General features: G+C 71.7%; 19 protein-coding genes. 17 read left to right on the top strand and 2 right to left on the bottom strand.

All coding sequences use genetic code 11. The annotated features are described in order from the left end of the window. The first annotated feature begins 45 nt into the window (after positions 1–45). The 3 genes from OHS70_RS08345 to OHS70_RS08335 are packed head-to-tail and all read left to right on the top strand — an operon-like array spanning position 46 to position 2,880. Positions 46–540, top strand: coding sequence for a cobalamin-dependent protein (locus OHS70_RS08345; protein ID WP_328395248.1), 495 nt, complete (start codon positions 46–48; stop codon positions 538–540). Further along, positions 537–1,994 carry a methylaspartate mutase gene (locus OHS70_RS08340; RefSeq protein ID WP_328395246.1) on the top strand — a complete coding sequence of 486 codons (1,458 nt, stop codon included), beginning with the start codon at positions 537–539 and terminating at the stop codon, positions 1,992–1,994. The genes OHS70_RS08345 and OHS70_RS08340 overlap by 4 nt, the downstream gene beginning before the upstream one ends. Continuing rightward, a complete protein-coding gene (locus tag OHS70_RS08335; RefSeq protein WP_328395244.1) occupies positions 1,987–2,880 on the top strand; it encodes a quinone oxidoreductase family protein in 894 nt (297 codons plus the stop codon). The genes OHS70_RS08340 and OHS70_RS08335 overlap by 8 nt, the downstream gene beginning before the upstream one ends. Before the next feature lie 118 nt (positions 2,881–2,998). Here OHS70_RS08335 and OHS70_RS08330 read toward each other — a convergent pair whose 3' ends face one another. Then, positions 2,999–4,018, bottom strand: a complete 1,020-nt coding sequence (locus OHS70_RS08330; RefSeq protein WP_328395242.1) for a LuxR C-terminal-related transcriptional regulator — start codon at positions 4,016–4,018, stop codon at positions 2,999–3,001. A gap of 158 nt (positions 4,019–4,176) precedes the next feature. On the opposite strand from OHS70_RS08330, the gene OHS70_RS08325 reads away from it, so the two are divergent. The 14 genes from OHS70_RS08325 (at position 4,177) to OHS70_RS08260 (ending at position 20,301) form a co-directional block, all read left to right on the top strand. Beyond that, entirely contained in the window at positions 4,177–5,259 is a 1,083-nt protein-coding gene (locus OHS70_RS08325; RefSeq protein WP_328395240.1) for an N-acetylneuraminate synthase family protein, read from the top strand. 7 nt (positions 5,260–5,266) lie between these two features. Then, positions 5,267–6,076 (top strand): SDR family oxidoreductase, encoded by an 810-nt coding sequence (locus OHS70_RS08320; RefSeq protein WP_328395238.1) that lies wholly within the window; start codon positions 5,267–5,269, stop codon positions 6,074–6,076. A 25-nt stretch (positions 6,077–6,101) separates the two neighbouring features. After that, positions 6,102–8,015, top strand: coding sequence for a transketolase C-terminal domain-containing protein (locus OHS70_RS08315; RefSeq protein WP_328395236.1), 1,914 nt, complete (start codon positions 6,102–6,104; stop codon positions 8,013–8,015). 52 nt (positions 8,016–8,067) lie between these two features. Beyond that, on the top strand, positions 8,068–8,742 hold the full coding sequence (locus tag OHS70_RS08310; RefSeq protein ID WP_328395234.1) for an RraA family protein: 675 nt from the start codon (positions 8,068–8,070) through the stop codon (positions 8,740–8,742). After that, on the top strand, positions 8,742–9,620 hold the full coding sequence (gene rfbD, locus OHS70_RS08305) for a dTDP-4-dehydrorhamnose reductase (RefSeq protein ID WP_328395232.1): 879 nt from the start codon (positions 8,742–8,744) through the stop codon (positions 9,618–9,620). The genes OHS70_RS08310 and rfbD overlap by 1 nt, the downstream gene beginning before the upstream one ends. 250 nt (positions 9,621–9,870) lie before the next feature. After that, positions 9,871–11,202, top strand: a complete 1,332-nt coding sequence (locus OHS70_RS08300; protein WP_328395230.1) for a D-arabinono-1,4-lactone oxidase — start codon at positions 9,871–9,873, stop codon at positions 11,200–11,202. Continuing rightward, positions 11,199–11,882 carry an HAD family hydrolase gene (locus OHS70_RS08295; protein ID WP_328395227.1) on the top strand — a complete coding sequence of 228 codons (684 nt, stop codon included), beginning with the start codon at positions 11,199–11,201 and terminating at the stop codon, positions 11,880–11,882. The genes OHS70_RS08300 and OHS70_RS08295 overlap by 4 nt, the downstream gene beginning before the upstream one ends. Further along, positions 11,879–12,847: a branched-chain-amino-acid transaminase gene (ilvE, locus tag OHS70_RS08290; RefSeq protein WP_328395225.1), complete on the top strand. Its 969-nt coding sequence runs from the start codon at positions 11,879–11,881 to the stop codon at positions 12,845–12,847. Before OHS70_RS08295 ends, ilvE begins: the two co-directional genes overlap by 4 nt. Beyond that, positions 12,844–13,848 carry a quinone oxidoreductase family protein gene (locus OHS70_RS08285; RefSeq protein ID WP_328395223.1) on the top strand — a complete coding sequence of 335 codons (1,005 nt, stop codon included), beginning with the start codon at positions 12,844–12,846 and terminating at the stop codon, positions 13,846–13,848. The genes ilvE and OHS70_RS08285 overlap by 4 nt, the downstream gene beginning before the upstream one ends. Continuing rightward, on the top strand, positions 13,845–14,693 hold the full coding sequence (locus OHS70_RS08280) for an aldo/keto reductase (RefSeq protein ID WP_328395221.1): 849 nt from the start codon (positions 13,845–13,847) through the stop codon (positions 14,691–14,693). The genes OHS70_RS08285 and OHS70_RS08280 overlap by 4 nt, the downstream gene beginning before the upstream one ends. Before the next feature lie 23 nt (positions 14,694–14,716). Then, positions 14,717–15,976 carry an ATP-grasp domain-containing protein gene (locus tag OHS70_RS08275; protein WP_328395219.1) on the top strand — a complete coding sequence of 420 codons (1,260 nt, stop codon included), beginning with the start codon at positions 14,717–14,719 and terminating at the stop codon, positions 15,974–15,976. Next, the gene (locus OHS70_RS08270) at positions 15,973–17,268 is read left to right on the top strand and encodes an ATP-grasp domain-containing protein (protein ID WP_328395217.1); all 1,296 of its coding nucleotides are present in this window, start codon (positions 15,973–15,975) and stop codon (positions 17,266–17,268) included. Before OHS70_RS08275 ends, OHS70_RS08270 begins: the two co-directional genes overlap by 4 nt. Next, positions 17,265–18,545: an MFS transporter gene (locus tag OHS70_RS08265; protein ID WP_328395215.1), complete on the top strand. Its 1,281-nt coding sequence runs from the start codon at positions 17,265–17,267 to the stop codon at positions 18,543–18,545. Before OHS70_RS08270 ends, OHS70_RS08265 begins: the two co-directional genes overlap by 4 nt. Before the next feature lie 433 nt (positions 18,546–18,978). Then, on the top strand, positions 18,979–20,301 hold the full coding sequence (locus OHS70_RS08260; protein WP_328395213.1) for a hypothetical protein: 1,323 nt from the start codon (positions 18,979–18,981) through the stop codon (positions 20,299–20,301). A 64-nt stretch (positions 20,302–20,365) separates the two neighbouring features. On the opposite strand, the gene OHS70_RS08255 is transcribed toward OHS70_RS08260, so the two are convergent. Beyond that, positions 20,366–21,193, bottom strand: a complete 828-nt coding sequence (locus OHS70_RS08255; RefSeq protein ID WP_328395211.1) for a LuxR C-terminal-related transcriptional regulator — start codon at positions 21,191–21,193, stop codon at positions 20,366–20,368. Positions 21,194–21,212: the final 19 nt, after the last annotated feature.

The raw sequence follows: 21,212 nt of genomic DNA, 5'->3' as shown, positions 1-21,212 counted from the left end.
GGCCCGGCAGCCGCCCGCCCGGCACCAGCCATCAGGACGGATCACATGACGGAGCAGCCGTTGCGCCAGCACGACCTCGATCAGTACGGGCCGGACCACCGCCCACGGTCCGTCATCCTCGGTGTCGCGGCCAGCGACGCACATGCCGTGGCCAACCATCTCATCGCCCATGCCCTGCGCAGTCTCGGCTTCGAGGTGATCAACCTGGGGACGTGCACCCCGGTGAGCGAGTTCGCCGCCGCCTGCGCGCAGCACCCCGAGGCCGAGGCGGTGATCATCGGAAGCCTCAACGGCCATGCCCTGGAGGACCTGCGGGACCTGCCCGCGGCCAGGGAGTCCGGCGCCATCGTGTGCCCCGTCGTACTCGGCGGCAATCTGTCGGTCGGCAGCCACAAGGAGGCTGCCGCACTCGACCGGCTCTACGCCCTCGGAGTGGACCGGATCCTCGAGGACCCCTCCGAACTCCCCGCAGTCCTGGACCAGTTGCGTGACGAGCGCGCCGCCGGGGCCGCTGCCCGGTCGCGCGCCGCCGCATCATGACGGAGGGGGCCCCGCTGCCGTCGCTCGCGGATTCGGTCGGCTACATCCGTTCGCTGGGCAAACCGACGGCTGCCGATGTGCTGGCCCGGGCCCGGGCGTCGGGCCGGGTGGCCGTGCAGCCGCGCTGCGGGGTCGGCGCCCACGACGCGATGCGCGAGCTGCTCCTGGAGCTGGCCGCACAGGGCGCCCCCGATCTGCTCACGGTCACCATCGACTCGCACACCCGGCTCGGACGGTTCGAGCGGGCCCTCAGGCTCGCCCATCTCAGCCCGCGCGAACTCAACGGCTACCCGCTGGTGGCGCACGGCTGGCAGCGCGGCCGGGAGCTCAACGAGGCCGTTGCCGCCCCGCTGCAGATCCGGCACGGCTCCCCGGACGCCCGGCTGATGTTCGAGGTCGCCGTGGCGTCCGGCATCACGTCCTTCGAAGGCGGCGGGATCTCGTACAACCTGCCCTACTCCAAGGACGTGCCGCTCGCCGATTCGCTGGCCGCGTGGGATGCGGTGGACCGGCGCTGCGGCGAGCTGGCGGAGCTCGGGGTCACCGTGGACCGGGAGCTGTTCGGCACGCTCACCGCGGTGCTGGTGCCGCCCTCGGTCAGTCTCGCCGTCAGCGTGCTGGAGGCGCATTTCGCGGCCCGCGCCGGGGTGCGGTGCATCTCGGTGGCGTATCCCCAGGGCGGGCATCTCGCCCAGGACGTCGCCGCGCTGCGGGCGATCCCCCTGCTGGCGCGCCGCTATCTGCCGTCCGGGACCGAAGTGCACGCCGTGCTGCACGAGTTCATGGGCGTCTTCCCCAAGGAGAGGGGCAACGCCGAGGACCTGATCCTGTACGGGGCGCTGGCCGCCCGGCTCGGCGGCGCCTCCAAGCTGCTCACCAAGACGTATCAGGAGGCGTACGGGATCCCGGACGCGGCCGCGAACGCCGCGGGCATCCGGCTCGCGCAGCGCGCCAACTCCCCGCTGCTGGGCTTCGTCGCACCCGACGAGGAGGCGGCCGCCGAGGAACTGGACGGGATCCTCACCGAGGTGGCGGAGATCGTGGAGCCCGTACTCGAACGGCCCGACACGCGCACCGCGGTGGTCGACGCCTTCGCCGACGGCCGTCTCGACATCCCGTTCAGCGCCAGCAGGCACGCCCGGTCCGAGGTGATCCCGCGGCGGGACGCCACCGGAGCGATCCGCTATCTGTCGGCCGGCCGGCTGCCGTTGTCCGCCCGGAGCCTGCGACGCCATGGTGAGCTGCTGCGCGCCGTGCCGGGCGCGGAGCCCCGGATCGGTTCGCTGCTCGCCGAACTCACCGCGGACATCAACTACTTTCCGCTGCTGTTCGGGGAGACTGTGGGCAAGACGAGCGACAAGCCTGAGGGAGGACCCCGTGAAAGCCGTCCGAGTACACCGGCCGGGAGGACCCGAACAGCTCGCGACCGAGGAGTCGGCGCAGCCAGTGCCTGAGCCCGGTCAGGTCCTGGTGCGCAACGAGGCGGTGGGCGTCAATTTCATCGACGTGTACTACCGAGACGGCACGTACCCCAGCGAACTTCCCTTCATCCCCGGTCAGGAGGCGGCCGGCACGGTCGTGGCCGCCGGCGGCAACGTCACCGGCTTCGCGCCCGGAGACACGGTGGCGTACGCGACCCATCGCGGCGCCTACACGCAGTTGGCGACGGTGCCCGAGGCCGGGCTGGTCCCGGTGCCCCAGGGGGTGACGGCGCGGGACGCCGCCGCCGTACTGCTGCAGGGGCTGGCCGCCCACTATCTGACCCATGACACGTACCCCGTGGCCGCGGGGGACACGGTCGTGGTGCTGGCCGCGGCGGGCGGACTGGGCACGCTGCTCGTGCAGTTGGCCGCACACCGCGGGGCGACGGTCATCGCGGTGGTGTCCAGTGCGGAGAAGGAGAAGGTGGCGCTGGAGGCGGGCGCCCGGCACACGCTGCGTTACGAGGGGTTCGGCCCCCGGGTGCGCGAACTCACCGGCGGTGCGGGGGCGAACGTCGTCTACGACTCGGTGGGCGCGGTCACCTTCGGGGACAGCCTGACCGCTCTCGGCCGGCGCGGGATGCTGGTGCTCTGCGGCGCGTCCAGCGGTCCGGTGCCGCCGCTCGACACGGGGCTGCTGCGTTCCGGCGGTTCGCTGTACGTGACGCGGCCGACGCTCGGCGACCATGTGGCGGGCAGCCAGGAGCTGCGCGCCCGGTCGGCGGAGGTCTTCGCGCTGCTTGCCGCAGGTGCGATCCGGCCGCTCGTCTCGTGCGAACTGCCGCTGGAGCAGGCGGCCGAGGCGCACCGGATGCTGGCGGACCGGGCCACCACCGGGAAGCTGTTGCTGCTCCCCTGAGGGTGGCGGGCGCCCGGAGCGCCGCGTACGAGGGTGGCCGCCGGCACCGCCGGCGGCCACCGGTGTGTCCGGGCCGCGCCCGGTTCAGCCGTGGCGCCGGCTGTGGCGCTGCTCAGCGTCACGGGTTGGGGTCCGGTTTGACCATGCCGAGCGAGGTGGCTCGCACTCCGGCCTGGAACCGGCTGGTGGCGCCGAGTTCGTCCATGATGCCCGCCATGTAGCGGCGGCAGGTCCGGGTGGCCATACCCAGCTTGCGGGCAATGACGTCGTCCTTCAGACCGGTGGCCATCAGACGCAGGATGGAGGCCTTGATCTCCTCCGAGGTGCTGGCGTAGTCGACGTCACGCGGGTCGTACGGGCTGGCGGACTGCCACATCTTGTCGTGCATGCGCCACAGATGACCGACGATGGTCTCGTCGGTCACGATCGCGGCGCCCGGCGGCCGGCCGCCCACCCGTTCCTGCGGGACAAAGGCCAGCGACCGGTCGAATATGATCAGCCGCTCGTAAATCTCCTCGGCCGTGCGCACCTCGGCGCCGAGTTCGGTGACCTTGCGGGTGTAGGTGCGGGTGGCGAGGTTCGCCCGCACGGTGTGCTGGTAGAGGATGCGCATGGTCACACCGCGCTTGAGCATCGTCGTGTCCCGCGCGATCGCCTCGTTGAGCGCCTCGGGGCTGCGCCCGCCGCCCGGCTGGACCGTGAACGCCTCGGAGGTGCAGGCGCGGGTGGCCGCGGCCAGTTCGCGCCGTACCACCGCCGGGTCCTCGACCAGCCGCACACTCTGGGACGCCTGCGGCAGATGCCGGTGGGCACGGTAGACCGGAGCGAGGGCCCGCATCTGGCGGTGGATGCGGGCCAGTTGCTCCCGTCGCTCGATGATGCCGGCCTCCAGATGGGCGGAGAGCTCGGCCTCCGCGATCTCGGGGCTGGCGGGGACCGTCGCACTGCCGTCCTCGCCGCAGATGAGCAGGCGCAGGTCGGTGAGCACGGTCCGGATGCGCAGCACCTCGGCCTCGCCTAAAGCGAGTTGCTCGGCGACATCGCTGTCATCGAAGACACCCTGGCGTACGGCGTGGTCGTACGCCGCCACGCAGGTGCTGTCCAGTTCGGGGGCGTTTGGTCTGTTTGATGTCGCCATACGTCCGTTCCGTCCGAGTCCACTAGTGGACTGGCCATCTTAGGACAGCGCTATGACACAAGGATTTCTTTTGTTGCCGTCCCGGCGGTGGCAGGATTGCTTGTGGGCCCGCGAAATGTCGTCGAGTAATCCGGAATTGGAAGGAAGACGGCACAGGTATGCGCGAACTTGAGATATCCGGCCGGCGAATCGCAGATGACACCGAGGCTTATGTCATCGCGGAGATCGGTCACAACCACGAAGGCAGCCTGGAAAAAGCGGAAGAGCTGTTCCGGCAGGCTGCGGCCGCCGGTGCGGCGGCCGCGAAGCTGCAGAAGCGTGACAACAAGACGTTGTTCACACGGGAGATGTACAACCAGCCGTACACCGGCCGTAACAGCTACGGCGCCACCTACGGTGAACATCGCGAATTCCTGGAGTTCGGGCGCGACGAGTACCGGCACCTGGCCGAACTGGCCAAGGGGTTGGGCATCGATTTCCTCTCCACCGCCTTCGACATGCCGTCGGTGGATTTCCTGATGGACATTGATCTGCCGGCGATCAAGATCGCCTCGGCGGATCTCACCAACACCCCTCTCCTCGCCTACGCGGCCAAGACCGGCAAGACGCTGGTCGTCAGCACCGGCGGCGCGACGATGGACGAGGTCCGGCGGGCGGTGGACACCGTCCTGCCGATCAACGACCGGCTGGCGCTGCTCCAGTGCACCGCCGTCTACCCGGCCGGTCCCGACGACCTGAACCTGTCGGTGATCGAGACCTACCGGCAGGAGTTCCCGGACGTGGTGATCGGATTCTCCGGCCACGACCTGGGCAACGAAGCGAGCTGTCTGGCGTACACGGTGGGCGCCCGGGTGATCGAGAAGCACTTCACGCTCGACCAGACCCGCCCGGGCAGCGACCACCACTTCTCGCTCGATCCGCAGCTGCTGGCCGACCTGACCGAGTCGCTGGACCGCACGCGCCGGACGCTGGGCTCGCCGCAGAAGGTGTGCAGCGAGCGTGAGGCACCGGCCGTGCGCAAGATGGGCAAGAAACTGGTCGCGGTACGCGATCTGCCGGCCGGTCACACGGTCACCGTCGAGGACGTCATCGCCCGCTCCCCGGGCGACGGCATGAAGCCGTACCGGCTCGACGAGGTGCTGGGCCGCGCGCTGCGCGAGCCGCTCCCGGCAGACGGCGCCTTCGCCCCGGAACTGCTCGATCCCGTCCCTGCCGCCGCCGGCGCGGGACAGGCGGGCTGACCCTGTGGTGTCCGACCTGACCGGCAGAGTCGCCGTGGTCACCGGAGTGGGCGGAAAGCTCGGCCGGGTGTGGACCAGGGCTCTGCTCCAGGCGGGTGCCGACGTCTTCGGGCTCGACCGGGTCGAGCCCGAGGACGGGGCGCTCAAGCAGTACGCCGAGGATGCCCAGGGCGGGGGTGCCGGCCGGTTCGCCTTCCAGTACGGCGACGTCACCGACCGCAGCAGCCTGCAGCACGCCCTGGACGACTGCCTCACCCGGCTGGGCCCGCCCGCCGTCCTCGTCAACAACGCCGGCATCGACCAGCCGCCGTCCGCGCAGTCGGGCAGCTGGCTCTTCGAGGACATCCCCGAGGAGCTCTCCAGCGCCGTCCTCGACGTGAACGCGGCCGGGGTGCTGCGTACCTGCCAGGTGTTCGGCACCGAGATGGCCCGGCGCCGGCGGGGCTCGGTGATCAACGTCGGTTCGCTGTACGGGACCGTCGCACCGGACCCGCGCTTCTACGACCACATCGAGCTGGACCCGCCGTTCCTCAAACCGCCCGCCTACGGCATGTCCAAGGCCGGGGTCGCCGCACTGACGCGCTATCTGGCCACCCTCTGGGGACCGTCCGGTGTCCGCGTCAACACCCTCTCGCCCGGCGGGGTGCTGGGCGGACAGGACCCGCAGTTCCGGGAGAAGTTCACCGCCCGGGTTCCCCTGCGGCGCATGGCGACCGAGGACGACCTCGTCGGACCGCTGCTGTTCCTCGCCTCCGACATGAGCCGCTATGTCACCGGGACCGAACTCGTCGTCGACGGCGGATTCGTGTGCTGGTGACCACCCACGACCTACGGAGTCAGCCATGACCACCACCCTGCACTGGGTGCCGGCGGCCGAGTTCGCCCGGGTACGCGAGCAGATCCCCGACCCGTACGACCGGGCGCGAGCCGTGAGCACGCTCAGCCGGATCAACACCCTCTACATGATCATGCGGGCCGGATCCGGCCATCTGGGCTCCAGCTTCAGCGCAGCCGACATCGTCACCCATCTTCATCTGAGCGAGATGCGACGGCCGTTCGATGACGACGGCGACGTCTACTTCTCCTCCAAGGGGCACGACGCGCCCGGCCTGTACGCCGCGCTCATCGGCCTCGGTGCGCTCGACGAGGAGCTGGTGCACGCACTGCGCCGGATCGACGGGCTGCCGGGCCACCCCGATGTGCACACCCCGCACATGCCGTTCAACACCGGCTCGCTCGGCATGGGCATCTCCAAGGCCAAGGGCCTGATCCTCGCCGACCGGCTGCACGGCCGCGCCCGACGGGTCTACGTGCTGACCGGCGACGGCGAGTTGCAGGAGGGGCAGAACTGGGAGGCGCTCGCCGGGGCCGTGCGGCACGGCATGCGCGAGCTCACCGTCATCGTCGACCACAACAAGATCCAGTCCGACACCTGGGTCGCCGATGTCAGCGATCTCGGCGACCTGGAGGCCAAGTTCCGCGCCTTCGGCTGGGGAGCGCTGCGCTGCGACGGCAACGACCCGATGGAGCTGGAGGCCGTCTTCCGTAAACGCGCCGAGAGCTTCCCCGACGGACCGGCCGTGATCATCGCCGACACCGTCAAGGGCGCCGGCTGCGACACCTTCGCGGCCACCACCTCCCTCCGCGAGGGCGAGTGGATGTACCGCTTCCACAGCGGCGCCCCCTCCGCCGACGACCACCGCTCCGCCTACGCCGAACTCGCGGCGGCTGCGGCAGAGTTGCTGGAGAGGCACGGCCTGGGCGAGCTGCGCACCGAGGAAGTGGCCCCGGCCCCCGCACCGGCCGTCGACGTGGCACCGAAGCGACTGCCGCAGGTCTACGGCGAGGCCTTGGTGGAGCTCGCCCGCCGCGACGCGCGGGTGGTCGCACTCGACGCCGACCTGGTCCTGGACACCGGGCTCATTCCGTTCTCCGAGCAGTTCCCGGACCGGTTCTTCGAATTCGGGATCGCGGAGCAGGACATGGTGTCCGCGGCCGGCGGCCTCGCCGCGGGCGGCCGGCTGCCCTTCGTCCACTCCTTCTCCTGCTTCCTGCACTCCCGACCCAACGAGCAGATCTACAACAACGCCACCGAGGGACGCCGGATCGTCTACACGGGCTCGCTCGCGGGACTGCTGCCCGCCGCCCCCGGCCACTCCCACCAAGCGGTGCGGGACATCAGCGCGCTGGGCGCCGTACCAGGTCTGCTGGTCCTGGAACCCGCCAACGCGGCCGGGGTCCGCGCCGCCGTGGAGTTCTGCGCCGCTGCCGCCGAGAGCGTGTATCTGCGGCTGGTCTCCGCGCCCGTGCGCAGCGAGGTGGACGCCCTGCCCGCGGCGCCGCTGCGCGTCGGACACGGCCGGGTGGTGCGCGAGGGAGGAGGTGCCGTCGCCATCGGCTCGGGCCCCGTCGTCCTCGCGCAGCTGCTCTACGCGGCCGAGTCGCTGGCCGCCGAAGGTATCGAGCTGACGGTGGTGGAACTGCCCTGGCTGAACCGGGCGGACCCCCAGTGGCTGGCCCAACTGGTCGCGCGCGCCACAACACTGACCGTGGTCGAGAACCACTACACGCAGGGCGGGCAGGCCGACACCGTCGCCCGGGCCCTGCTGGAACTGGGTCTCGACACCGCACCCCGCTTCCACGGGATCGGTCTCACCGAGGTGCCCCGGTGCGGCACCGAGCCGGAGGCCCTGGCCGCACACGGCCTGGACGCTGCCGCGCTCGCCGACGCCCTGCGCGCTGCCGTCACCCGCTGAGCTCTGCCGAGCCCGAATCCCGCCGAGCCCTGCTGAACAGGAGTACGTACTGATGGAAACGGTCTACAACGACCTCACGCGACCGCCCCAGGAGATCGTGGACGCGTTCCGCGAGGTCCTCAAGGAGTACAGCCCCAGCTGTCTGGTGACCGACGCCCGCCGCCGCGTCGGCGCGATCGGCGGCTTCTCGACCGTGCGCCACACGCACAAGGTCGTCGGCCCCGCCCTCACCGTGAACCTGTCCATCGACGACCTCGTCGACTGCATGCCGGTGCTCGCCCGCGCCGAGCCCGGCGACGTCATCGTCGTGGCCTGTCACGGCACCCCGCTGACCGCCATGTGGGGCGGGCTGATGTCCACCCTCTCCCTCAAGGCGGGGATCGCCGCGGGCATCGTCGACGGCGCCGTGCGGGACGTCGACGAGATCCGCGACCTGGACTTCCCGCTCTGGTACAGGTCCACGGTGCCGCGGCCCTCGCCGACCGCCGTGCACGACCGCACCGAGCCCGTCCAGGTCAACGTGCCCGTCGTGGTGGGCGGTCAGGTCATCAACCCCGGCGACATCCTCGTCGCGGACGAGAACGGCATCGCCGTCGTCCCGCCCGTCCTCGCCCAGGACGTGCTGGAAGGCACCCGGCTCAACATCGGCAAGGAACGCACCATCCGGGAGAAGATCTCCTCCGGAGCGACCGTGCTGGAGCTGCTCGAAGAGTTCGGTCACCTGTGATGAGCGGACCGACCCGGCTGTATCTCACCGGGGCGGACGGCATGCTCGGCACCGCCCTCACCGCCGCACTGGCCGCCGACGACGCGGCCGGCGGCTGGCAGGTCCGGGGCGTCTCGCTCAAGGACCACGACATCGCGGACGCGGCGGCGGTCGCCCGCTCGATCGACGCCTTCCGGCCCGATGTCGTCGTCCACACCGCGGCCCACGCCGTCGTCGACGACTGCGAGCGGGACCCGGCGATGGCGCTGCGCGTCAACGTCGCGGGCGTACGCAATGTCGTCGACGCCTGCCGCCGCACCGGCGCCCGGCTGGTCCACATCTCCAGCGACTACGTCTTCGACGGGGCCACCCCGCCCGAGGGCGGCTACCGGGAGACCGATCTGCCCAGCCCGCTGAGCGTGTACGGGCTGACCAAGCTGGCCGGCGAGCGCATCTGCGCTCTGCTGGACGACCGGGCCCTGTCCGTCCGCACCTCATGGCTGTTCGGCGGGGCGGACGAGCGGGTCGACGTGGTGCTGGCCGCGCTGCGCCAGGGCGTCACCGGAGAACCGGCCGCCCTGGTCGCGGACCAGTACAGCCTGCCCACGTACACCGTGGACCTGGCCCGGGCCCTGGTCTTCCTGCTCACCCGCCCCGAGCCGGTCAGCGGCACGATCCACGTCGCCAACGCGGGCAGGGCGAGCTGGTACGACGTCGGCCTCGCCCTGCGTGAACTCCGTCCCGACCTGCCCGAACCCAAGCCGCTGACCATGGCGGAGTGCGGTTTCGTCGGCGGCCGGCCGCGCGACTCGTCGCTGTCCACCGCCCGGTCGGCAGCCCTGGGCCTGACCCTGCCGCACTGGCGGGACGCGTTGGAACGGTTCTGCGCGCAGCAGTGAGTACGTGTCCCTGCCTGCATGGCCCGTCGCCGGGCCGGACCCTGCCGCAGGGGCGGCACGTCCGGGAGCGCCACTGCGCGCGCCCGAGCAGGAGCATCCACGCCATGGGCGAGTGAGCCGAAGGGGCGCGGCGGCGTCGAGAGGGAGGACGCGCGCAGGTCCCGAGGAACGAGGGACCGAGCACGATCGACCGTCGACGCCGTCTTGGGCGCCCCGGAGGCGAGCCGAGCCACAAGGAATAGGAGTACACGTGCAGCGATCCACCTGGCGCACCTGGTCGGGCACGGTCGGCTGCGCTCCCGCGCAGCTCCTCCGCCCCACCGGCGAGGACGAGATCGTCCAGGCGGTGCGCGCCGCCGCCGGCAGCGGACTGACCGTGCGGGCGGCCGGCACCGGCCATTCGTTCAACCGTCTGGCGACCACACCGGGCGTGCTGCTCGACCTGACCTCGTACACCGGGGTCGTCGCCGTCGACCGCGCGGCCGGTGAGGTCACCGTCCGCGCCGGCACGCGGATCGGCACCCTGTGCGAGACGCTCGACCGGCAGGGACTCGCCCTGGAGAACATCGGCACCCTCGCCGACCAGACGGTTGCGGGTGCCCTGTCCACCGGCAACCACGGCACCGGCCTGGCGCATCAGCCGCTGTCCGGGCAGGTCACCCGGGTCCGCCTCGCGACCGCCGACGGCGAGGTGCGCGACATCGGCCCGGGCGACGACCCGGACCTGTGGGCGAGCGTACGCACCGCGCTGGGCACGCTCGGCGTGCTCACCACCGTCACCCTGCGCTGCGTACCCCAGTTCAACCTCCGGCACCAGCTGCGCTCCGAGCCCCTGGACGCGCTGCTGGAGCGCTTCACCGACTGGGCGGGACAGAGCGAGCACCCTAGCCTCAACTGGCTGCCCTGGACCGACCAGGTCAGCCTCCGCTCCGTCGACCGCACCGACGAACCGCCCACGCCGCGCGCCCCGTTGCGTCGCTACGCCACCACCCTGGACGAGGTGCGGTGCGGGCTGACCGGTCAGGCCGGCCGGGCCGGCGGCGCGTCCACCGTGCCCTGGCTGACCCGCCATCTCGGCGGCCTGTGGCCCGACGCGCCGTACACCGACGCCAGTCACCGGGTCTTCACCTTCCCGCAGCCGGTGAAGTTCCTGGCGATGGAGCACGCGCTGCCGCTCGGCCGCACGGCCGAGGCGCTGCGGGCCCTGCGGCCCGTGCTGCGCAGGCTCGGCGCCTACTCGCCGTACTCGGTCCTCGTACGGGTCGGCGCGGGCGACGATCTGCCGCTCAGCCCGGCCTACGGACGCGCCACGGGCTATCTCAACCTCACCGTTCCGCGCACCGCCGGCCAGATCGAGATCCTGCGCGCGGCCGAACATGTGCTGCGCGAGTTCGAGGCACGTCCGCACTGGGGCAAGGCGCACACGGCCACCGCCGAAGTGCTCGCTCCGCGCTACCCGCGCTGGAAGGACTTCCAGCGCATCCGCGCCCTGCTCGACCCGGCCGGGGTGTTCTCCAACGAGTACGCGGACAACGTCCTCGGGCCGGTGACGGCCGTGGCACCCGCCGGGGCCGCCCGATGACGGCAACGGCCGCACCGGACGCCCTCCTGTTCGACTTCGACGGGCTCATCTGCGACACCGAACGCTGCGGACACCTCGCCTGGCAGGAGATCTACGCCGAGTGCGGACTCCGGTTCCCGGACCAGCTGTGGCGCTCCATGGTGGGCCGCGCCGACGGCGAGGCACTGGCCGCCGGCCGTCTCGCGGAGCTGATCGGCGGCGCGGACGTGCCCGCCCTGGTGGCGCGGCGAAAGGAGCGCAAGGGGCGGCTGTGCCGCAGCGAGCCGCTACGGCCCGGCGTGCGTGAACTGCTCGACACCGCCGGGGGCATGGGAGTGCCGGCCGCCGTCGTCTCCAGCGCACCGCACGCATGGGTGGCACCGCATCTGGACCGGCTCGGTGTGCGCAACCGCTTCGCGTTCCTGGTGACCGGAGACCTCGCCGAGCGCCACAAGCCGCACCCGGACCTGTACGAGCTGGCCCTGCGCCGTCTCGGCCACCCCGGCGCCGCCGTGGTCGCCTTCGAGGACTCGGCGATCGGCGTGCGCGCGGCCAAGGCCGCCGGACTGCGCTGCGTCGCCGTGCCCAACGGCGCCGGAAACCCGGGCGAGCTGGCACACGCCGATGTCGTACTGCCCTCCCTGACCCACTACGACCTCCTGGCGGACGGAGTCCGCACCGAAGGGACCCCCGCCCTATGACCACCGCAGCCGCACTCGAGACCCTGGCCAGCCCCGGCACCGCGAACCCCGAGTGGATCTGGCGCTCGGGCGCGCTCGTGCCCTGGGACGAGGCCGCCGTCCACGTCAACGCCGTCGGCCATGCCTCCGTCGCCGCCGTCTTCGAGGGCATCAAGGCCTATCTCGCCGCCGACGGACAGCGGCTGCTGGTCTTCCGGCTCGACGACCACCTGCGCCGGCTCACCGACTCCGCACGGCTGTGCCGGCTCACCCTGCCCCACACGGCGCAGGAACTCCACCGGGCCGTGATGGAGCTGCTCACCGCCAACGACTACCGGCAGGACGCCTATCTGCGGCCCTGGGCCTTCCCGGGCGGCATCATCCGGGAGCAGATGGTCCCGGCCGACGCGCTGTGCGAAGTGATCGTCGACTCCTGGCCGTTCCGCAGCGCACTCGACACGGAGCGCGGCTGCCGGGCCGCCGTCAGCTCCTGGCTGCGGGTCGGGGAGTCCTCGATGCCGCCGCGCGCCAAGGCGTTCTCGAACTACCACAACGGCCGGCTCGCCATGATGGAGGCCCGCGAGAACGGCCATGACTGGCCGGTCATGCTGAACGAACGGCACAAGGTCAGCGAGGGCGCGGGCGCCTGCCTCGCGCTCGTACGCGACGGCGTCGTCGCCACCCCCTCGCTCAGCAGCGGCGTCCTGCCCGGCATCACCCGGGACACCGCGCTCGCCCTGCTGCGTACCCAAGGCGTACCGGTCGAGGAACGCGAGGTGGACCGCAGCGAGCTCTGCCTCGCCGACGAGATCTTCTTCATGGGCACGGCCTGGGAGATCCTTCCCGTCACGACCATCGACGGGCTGCGGGTCGCCGACGGGACCCCCGGACCGGTGACCCGCCGGCTCTCCGAGGCCTACGGCCGGCTGATGCGCGGCGAGGACGACCGCTTCCCTCAGTGGATCACGGAGGTCCCGCTCTCATGAAGGCGGTCCTGGTACGGGAGTTCGGCGCCCCGGACGTCCTGCGCGCCGAAGAGGCGGCGGACCCACGCCCGGGCCCCGGGGACGTTCTCGTCGCGGTCGAGGCGGCGGGCGTCAACTTCATCGACGTCTACCGGCGTTCGGGGGTCTATCCCGGGCCACTGCCCTTCGTCCCGGGCGCCGAGGCCGCGGGAGTCGTCGTCGCCGTCGGGCCCGCGACGGACACCGGCCCCGGCCCGCACCGGATCGGCGACCGGGTCGCCTGGGCCAACCAGCCCGGCGGCTACGCCGAACTCGCGGTGATCCCCGCCCACCGGGCCGTCGCCGTGCCGGACACGATGCCCTGCACCACGGCGGCCGCCGTGATCCTGCAGGGGATGACCGCGCACTACCTCACCCACGACACCTACCAGGTGCGGCCGGGTGACACGGTGCTCGTGCACGCCGCCGCCGGGGGCATGGGGCTGCTGCTCAGCCAGCTCGTACGGCTGCGGGGCGGCCGGGTCATCGGCACGGTGTCGACCGCCGAGAAGGAGAAGGCCGCCCGCGCGGCGGGAGCGTGGCAGGTCCTGCGGCACGGTCAGGACGACATCGCCGCCGCCGTAAGGGAGTTGACCGACGGCGAAGGAGTGGCTGCGGTCTACGACGGGGTCGGCGCTCCCACCTTCGACGCGAGCCTGGACTCGCTGCGCCCCCGTGGCACCCTCGCGGTCTTCGGGCAGTCAGGGGGACGGGTACCGCCGGTGGATCTGCAGCGGCTCAACGCCGCCGGGTCGGTGTTCGTCACCCGGCCGAATCTCGACCACCACATCGCCACAGCTGGTGAACTGACCCATCGAGCCGCCGCCGTGTTCGGCCTCGTCGCGGGCGGCCGGCTCGACGTCCACATCGGCGGCAGTTTCCCCCTGGAGCGGGCTGCACAGGCCCACCAGGCCCTGGAGGGCCGCGTGTCCACCGGGAAGCTGTTGCTCACCACCGGCACCACGAACGGAGACACCTCATGAGCGACAATCCCGCCACTTTCAGCATCGGCGGCGACCTGACAGTCAGCCGCCTGGGCTTCGGGGCGATGCGGCTCACCGGCGAGCTCAACTGGGGCCTGCCCGCGGACCCGCAGGGCGCCCTCGAGGTCGCCCGCCGCGCGGTCGAGCTGGGTGTCGACTTCATCGACACCGCCGACGCGTACGGTCCGGGCACCAACGAGAAGCAGCTCGCCGAGGCGCTCCACCCCTACCGGGACGGCCTGGTCATCGCCACCAAGGCGGGCCAGAGCCGGCCCTCGCCGCAGGAGTGGAAGCCGCTCGGCCGCCCCGAGTACCTGCGCCAGCAGTGCGAACTGAGCCTGCGGCGGCTGCGGGTCGAATGCATCGACCTCTACCAGCTGCACCGCATCGACCCGCAGGTACCGGCCGCCGACCAGTTCGGCGCGCTCGCCCAGCTGCAGAAGGAGGGCAAGGTCCGCCACCTCGGACTCTCCGAGGTCACCGTCGCGCAGATCGAAGAGGCACAGGCCTACTTCGACGTGGTCAGCGTGCAGAACCTGTTCAACCTCACCAACCGTTCGCACGAGGCCGTCCTCGACCACTGCACGCGGGAGAACATCGCCTTCATCCCGTGGCTGCCCATCGCGCGCGGCGAGCACGCCGGTCCCGGCAGTCCCGTCGCCGGCGTCGCCGAGGAGCTCGGCGCCACGCCCGCCCAGGTGGCACTCGCCTGGCTGCTGCGCCGCTCTCCCGTGGTGATCCCGATCCCGGGCACCTCCTCCGTCGCCCATCTGGAGGAGAACGTGCGCGCCAGGGACATCGAGCTCACCGACGACCAGTTCGCGCGTCTGTCCATGCTGGCCTGACCGGAAGGCAGAAGACCACCGCCATGAGCATCCTCGTACTCCACAAGAAGAACCTCAGCCGCCGGCGCCATCTGGCCCGTGCCCAGGAATACGCCCGTGAGCACGGGCAGCGGCTGCTGCTCGTGATGAAGGACCCCGAGTGGGAGGCGGAGTACGTCGACCGGGTCGTCATCGCGGACACCAGCAGCATCGAAGAGACGCTGGCGGCGGTGAAGGCCCTCGCGGCCGAGGAGAGCGAGCCGTTCTCGGCGGTGGTCACCTTCGCCGAGGCCCCCGTGCCCTCGGCCGCCCGCGTCGCGGCGGAGTTCGGCCTGCCGTCGGTGAGCGAGCGCACCGCGCGGCTGGCCCGCGACAAGTGGGTGATGCGCGAGGCGTTCGCCGCGGGCGGGGTGCCGCAGCCTCGCTACGGAATCGCGCACTCCCTCGACGAGGCCCGCGAGATCGCCCGGCACACCGGCTTCCCGCTGGTGATGAAGCCGGTCCTGGGCACCGGCAGCATGTTCGTGCGCAGCGTCGACGACGAGGACGAGCTCGCCGAGCACTTCGACTTCTTCCTCAAGGGCGCCTGGGACGGCTTCACCTACGACCCCCTGCACAGCTCCGCGCACGCCGAGTACGAAGGCGGGCTGCTGCTGGAGGAGTTCGTGCCCGGCGCCGAGATCTGTGTCGAGTCCCTCGTCCACGACGGCACCACCCGCACGCTCGCCATCCACGACAAGCCGCTGCCCACCGGCCCCACCTTCGAAGAGGTCTACGCGTGCACGCCGACGCGGCTCCCCGAGGCGACCGTGCGCGCGGTCGAGGAGGCCACCGTCGCCGTCCATGCCGCCCTCGGCATCACCACCGGCGCCACCCATGTGGAGTTCCGGCTGCGCGGCGACGCCGAACCAGTGGTGCTGGAGGCCGCGGCCCGGATGGGCGGCGGGCCCATATACCGCTCCGTACTGCTCTCCACCGGCGTCGACATGGTCGAGGCGATCCTGGACCTCGCGAGCGGCCGGGCACCCCGCATCGAACCCAAGGAGCGGGCCACCCCGGTCGGCTTCTGGAACATCTTCCCCGACAAGGCGGGCACCTTCACCGGCACCGTCGGCCTCGACGAGGTCCGCGCCGACCCGCGCGTCGACGAGGTGCAGATCTACAAGACCCCCGGCGACCATCTGCTCGTACCTCCGCAGACCTTCCAGGGCCACGGCCATCTGATCTTCACGGTGGACACCGCGGGCGAACTCGACCCGGCCTTCCGGGAGATGACCGCCACTCTTCGACTGGAGACCTCGTGACCAGCACCAGGCGCCGTGTAGCCGTCGTCGGCGGACACTCCCACTCGGTGATGTCCGCGAAGGAGCTCGGCCTCGACGTCGTGCTGGTCCATGTGCCCGGCATGTACGAGGAGATGCTGCACTCCTACTGCGAGCGCATCGTCCACGCCGACCTGTCCGACGCGGACTCCCTGCTGGACGTGCTGCGCCCGCTGCACGCCGAACGCCCCTTCGAGCGGGTCCTCACCACCAGCGAGGCCGGGGCCGTGCCCACCGCCGTCGTCGTCGAGGAGCTCGGCCTGCCGGGCAACAGCGTCGCCGCCGTGCGGTCCCTGTACGACAAGGTCCTCACCCGCGAGGCACTGGGGCGGGCGGGGGTCAGCCCGGTCCGGTACCAGGTCGTCGACAGCGCCGACTCCCTCATCGCCTTCCTGGACGCCATCGGCGGGCGGATCGTCGTCAAACCCGTCGACGGCACGGCCAGCGCCGATGTGCACATCCTCGACGACAAGGAGGCGGCCACGGCCGCCTGGGAGGCGCTGAGTGCCGCCGGCTACCGGCGGGCGCTCGCCGAGGAGTTCCTCGACGGCCCGGTCATCAGCGTCGAGACGTTCTCCTCCGGCGGCCGGCACCTTCCCGTCGCCCTGATGACCTCGGTGCTGGACGAGTTCCTCGTGGAGATGGAGCACTCCATCCCCGGCGCGTACGGCGCGGAGTGGACGGCGGAGCTGCACGCCCAGACCGTCGCCCTGCTGGACGAGGTCGGGCTGCAGGAAGGCCCCACCCACACCGAGTTCATCCTCACCGAGGACGGCCCGCGCATGCTCGAGTCGCACAGCCGCATGGGCGGTGGCGGCACACCCTCCATACTGCGCCGCGCCTACGGACTGGACTTCTCCCGCCTGTTCCTGTCCGTCCCGCTCGGGATCGAGGAACTGCCCGAGCGGGCACCCCAGGCCACCGGCGCCGGACACATCCGCTTCTTCGCCCCCGAGCCGGGAGTGATCACCGGCTTCGACGGCATCGAGCGGCTGAAAGCGGACGGTGTCGAGGTGCGGCAGGGACCCGTCGGTGCCAAGCTGCCCGGAGTGCCGGGGCTGGTGGAGCTCTCCGGCGCCGCCACGGGGGTGATGCTGCAGATGAACGTCGGCGACACCGTGCCCGCGATCCGGGCCGGCTGGGACCGGGCCATGGGGTACGTCATCGCCACCGGCGAGGACACCCCGGCCGCCGCGCGCCGCTGCGCCGAGGTCGACGCCGTCCTGCGGTTCCACACCACTGCGGCCGCGGAAGGGGCGCGGGAGACCCGATGACGACACCGAGGAAGACCGGCGGCACGGACGCGGCGGCTGCCGGTGACGAGACCACCGTCCCGATCCTGCGCGACCACGACTTCCGGATGCTGTTCGCGGCAGCCGTGGTCAGCAAGGTCGGCACCCACATCGGCTACATCGCCCTGCCCCTGGTGGCCATCGAGGCCCTCGACGCCTCCCCGGGACAGGTCGGTCTGCTGGGCATGCTGTCCACTGTCGCCTTCCTCCTCATCGGGCTGCCGGCCGGCGCCTGGGTGGACCGGATGCGATACCGCCGGGTCATGATCGTCACCGATCTGGTGCGGACCGCGCTGCTGGCCTCCGTACCCGTCGCGGCCTGGCTGGACATGCTGAGCATCGGACAGCTCTACGCGGTGGTGCTGCTCTCGGGCTGCGCCACCGTGTTCTTCGACGTGGGCGCCCAGAGCTATCTGCCCCACCTCGTCGGCCGCGACCGGCTGATCCAGGCCAATGCCCAGCTCAACGGCTGGGACGCGGCGCTCCAGGTCGGCGGCAGGGGCGGCGGCGGCTTCCTGGTGGGGGCACTCACCGCGCCGGTCGCGGTGCTCGCCAACGCGTTCGGCTTCCTGTGGTCCGCGTTCTGCCTCACCCGGATCCGCAGGCCCGAGGAGAAGCCCCGGCAGGTGCGGGGGAACCTGGCCGCGGAGGTCGGCGAGGGCGTCCGGTTCGTATTCGGCCATGTCGTGCTGCGGCCGGTCGCGCTGGCCGGGGCCTGCACCAACCTCTCCGTCTTCGCCATCACCACGATGATCCCCGTGCTGTTCCGCGACGAGTTGAAGCTGTCGGTATGGACCATCGGCCTCTTCCTGTCCGTCGGCGGCGTCGGCGTCTTCCTCGGCGCGTTCGCCGCCCGCCAGGTGGGCGAGCGGCTGGGCGCCGGCCGGGCCCCCTGGGTGCTCGGCCTGTCCACCGCGCCGTTCGCCCTGGCCGTTCCGCTCGTCGTGGACCGCGGCGCCTGGCTCTGGGTGACGGCCGTCTGCTGGCTGCTGGTCACCGTCCGCATGGGCGTGGACAACGTCCTGATGGTCAGCTTCCGTCAGCGCGTCACCCCGGACGAACTGCTCGGCCGGATGAACGCCACCATGCGCTTCCTGTTCACCGGTGCCCTGGCGGTCGGCGCCGCGCTCGCCGCGGTCATCGGTGAGTACGTATCCGTCCGGGCGGCCCTGTGGACCGGAGCCGTCGGCCTGGCGATCGCCTGGCTGCCGGTGTTCCTCTCCCCGCTGCGCACGATGCGCGAACTGCCCTCCGCCTAGGCCCTGTCCGGGCGATCTTGTCGGGCCTGCGACGCTCCCCCAGAGCTTCTCCCCAGGACTCCGTCCGGGGGACCCCCAGGAGGTACCCCCAGCTACGGCACCTCGCTGTGTTGTCGGAGTCACCCAAGTACGTCCAGTACGAGGGCGACCCTCCGCCTTGCGATGTGTCCCCTCGGCCCTGGCGGGCCTGGGGAGGCCCCATGCCTCGGCCCTGGTGGGCCTGGGGAGGCCCCATGCCTCGGCCCTGGCGGGCCTGGGGAGGCCCCATGCATTTGACGCCGCAGGCTGATCCTCGAAGATCGCCCGGACAGGGCCTAGTGCCCTGACCGGGCGGACGGGCCCGGGCCCATCGCTTCCTGCCCGGCCGTCCGCCCCTCACACCTGCCGAACCGGCCACCGTGCCGGCACCGTACGCGCCCGAATCGGGGGACCCATGTCAGACCATGTCACCGAGGCCTACAACCAGCAGTGCCTCGACGGGAACACCGGGCTGCTCAACGCCATGGCCCGAGCCGAATTCCCGCCGTTGTTCCACGTGTCCTGCGGTCACCGGCTGCTTCCCCGACCGTTCTTCATAGACGAGGGCCCGATGCGTGCCTTCGCCGACGACATACGGTCGGTCTTCGACCTGCTCACCCAGCTGCCGGACCGCCTCTTCGACGGCGACCTGGGCGCCTACTGCACGGCACTCGGCATACCCGGCCGGCAGGCCGCCCTCATGCGCCGGTTCGCGGGCGGCGATCCCGTCCCGTACGGCCGTGCCGACATCTACCACGACGGCACCTCCTTCAAGCTGCTGGAGTTCAACGTCGGCAGCGAACTCGGGGGTGCCGACCGGGCCGAGATCCAGCGGGCCCTGCTCGGCGTCCCGGAGTTCCGGTCGTTCGCCGAGGCGCACCGGCTCAGCTATGTGCACACCGGCGAGCGGATCGCCGCCGCCCTGCGCGCCGCCGCCGCGCCGCTGACCGGCGGCGCCGACCCGGTCGTGGCACTCGTCGAGGGGGACGGGGGCCTTGCCCCGTACCTCCATCTGGTGCACTCCTTCCAGGAGATGATGCAGCGCCTCGGGATCGATCTGCGGATCGGCGAGGTGGGCGGGATCCGGGAGAAGGACGGCCGACTGCTGCTCGACGGCACCCCCGTCGATGTGGTGCTGCGGTACTTCTCCGCCGCGCAGACCGTCCGCACACCCGGCGGTGAGGAGGCCGTCGAGCCGATCCTGCGCGCCCACGAGGAGGGCCGGGTGGTGCTGTTCACCACCTTCCAGTCCTCACTCTTCGCCAACAAGGGCTGCCTCGCGCTGCTCTCCGACGAACGCGGCCGCGGTGCCTTCACCGCGGCGGAGGTGGAGCTGATCGACCGGGTGCTGCCCTGGACCCGGGAGCTGACGCCCGCACTCGTCGAGCACTGCCGTCAGAACCGCGAGCGGCTGATCGTCAAACCCCGTGCGGACTTCGCCGGTTCGGGCATCCACGTCGGCTGGGAGCTGTCCGACCGCGACTGGGCGACGGTTCTCCAGGAGAGCGCCGGCGGCGGCTTCATCGCCCAGGAACGCGTTGTACCGCGGCGCGAGCCCGTGGTCTCGCCCGACACCGGTCGCACCGAGGACTGGATGGCGGCCTGGGACGTGTTCCTGACGCCGGACGGATACGCGGGCTCGCACATCCGCGCCCTGCCGTACGGAGCGGGCGCGGTGGTCGGTATGGGCGCCAACCCCGCCTGCCGGACCACCGGTCCGTTCCTCGTGCCGGCCTGAACGCCCGCTCGCCGGGCTGCACATAGCGCCCGGCACCCGCAAGGCGGGGACACGGGCAGACCGGTCACGTCCCCGTCTCGGCCGGCCCGTCCGGGTCGAGCAGACCCGAAGTCGCCAGCAGATATCCGAGTTGGGCCCGGCTGCTGCTCCCGAGCCGCTGGGACACCTTGCGGATGTGCTCGGCCACACTGCGCCTGCTCATCCCCAGCCGGCGGGCGATGGAGTCGTCCGTCTCGCCGGAGACCACGGCCAGCAGGATCGCCCGCTGGACGTCGGAGGTGACGGTGGGCGACGAGCGCATCGACGGGCTGTCGGCGTGCACCGGGATGGAACGCGCCCAGGCGTTGTCGAAGAACTGGGCCAGCAGCCGGACCAGCGCCGGGTGCCTCACCTGGAGCGCGGCGACGCTGCGTTCCTCGGACACCGGGATGAAGGCGACCCTGCGGTCACAGATGATCATCCGCTCGAACACCTCGCTCAGCGTCCGCACTTCGGCGCCCGCGTCGGTGATCTGCTCGATGTAGGACATCGTCGCCTGGTGCGAGCGCACGGTGTGCTGGTAGATGGTCTGCTGGCGCACCCCGCGCCCCAGCAGCCGCAGGTCCCTCTCCAGCGCCTCGCCGAGCGCATGCGGCGGGCGTCCACCGCCCGGCTGCGCGGTCAGCAGCTCCGTCCGGCAGGCGGCCACGGCCGCGGCGAGGGACCTGTTGATGAGTTCCCCGCCGGTGAGCAGGGTGAGCGGAGGCTCTTCCTGCCGGCGGGTCTCGGTGTAGATCTCCGTGAACGCCGACAGCGCCGCTCTGGCGGCATGCAGCTCTTTCTGCCGCCCGGCGATCGCTTCCTCCAGCGGGCCGAGCACGGCGAAGGCCGCCGCGTCGGGCGGGACCACCATGGCCAGTTCCGGCGAGCCC

Origin of the sequence: Streptomyces sp. NBC_00390, from assembly GCF_036057275.1 — a bacterium.
Classification (GTDB): Bacteria; Actinomycetota; Actinomycetes; order Streptomycetales; family Streptomycetaceae; genus Streptomyces.
This window is presented reverse-complemented; position numbering and strand designations above follow the sequence as displayed.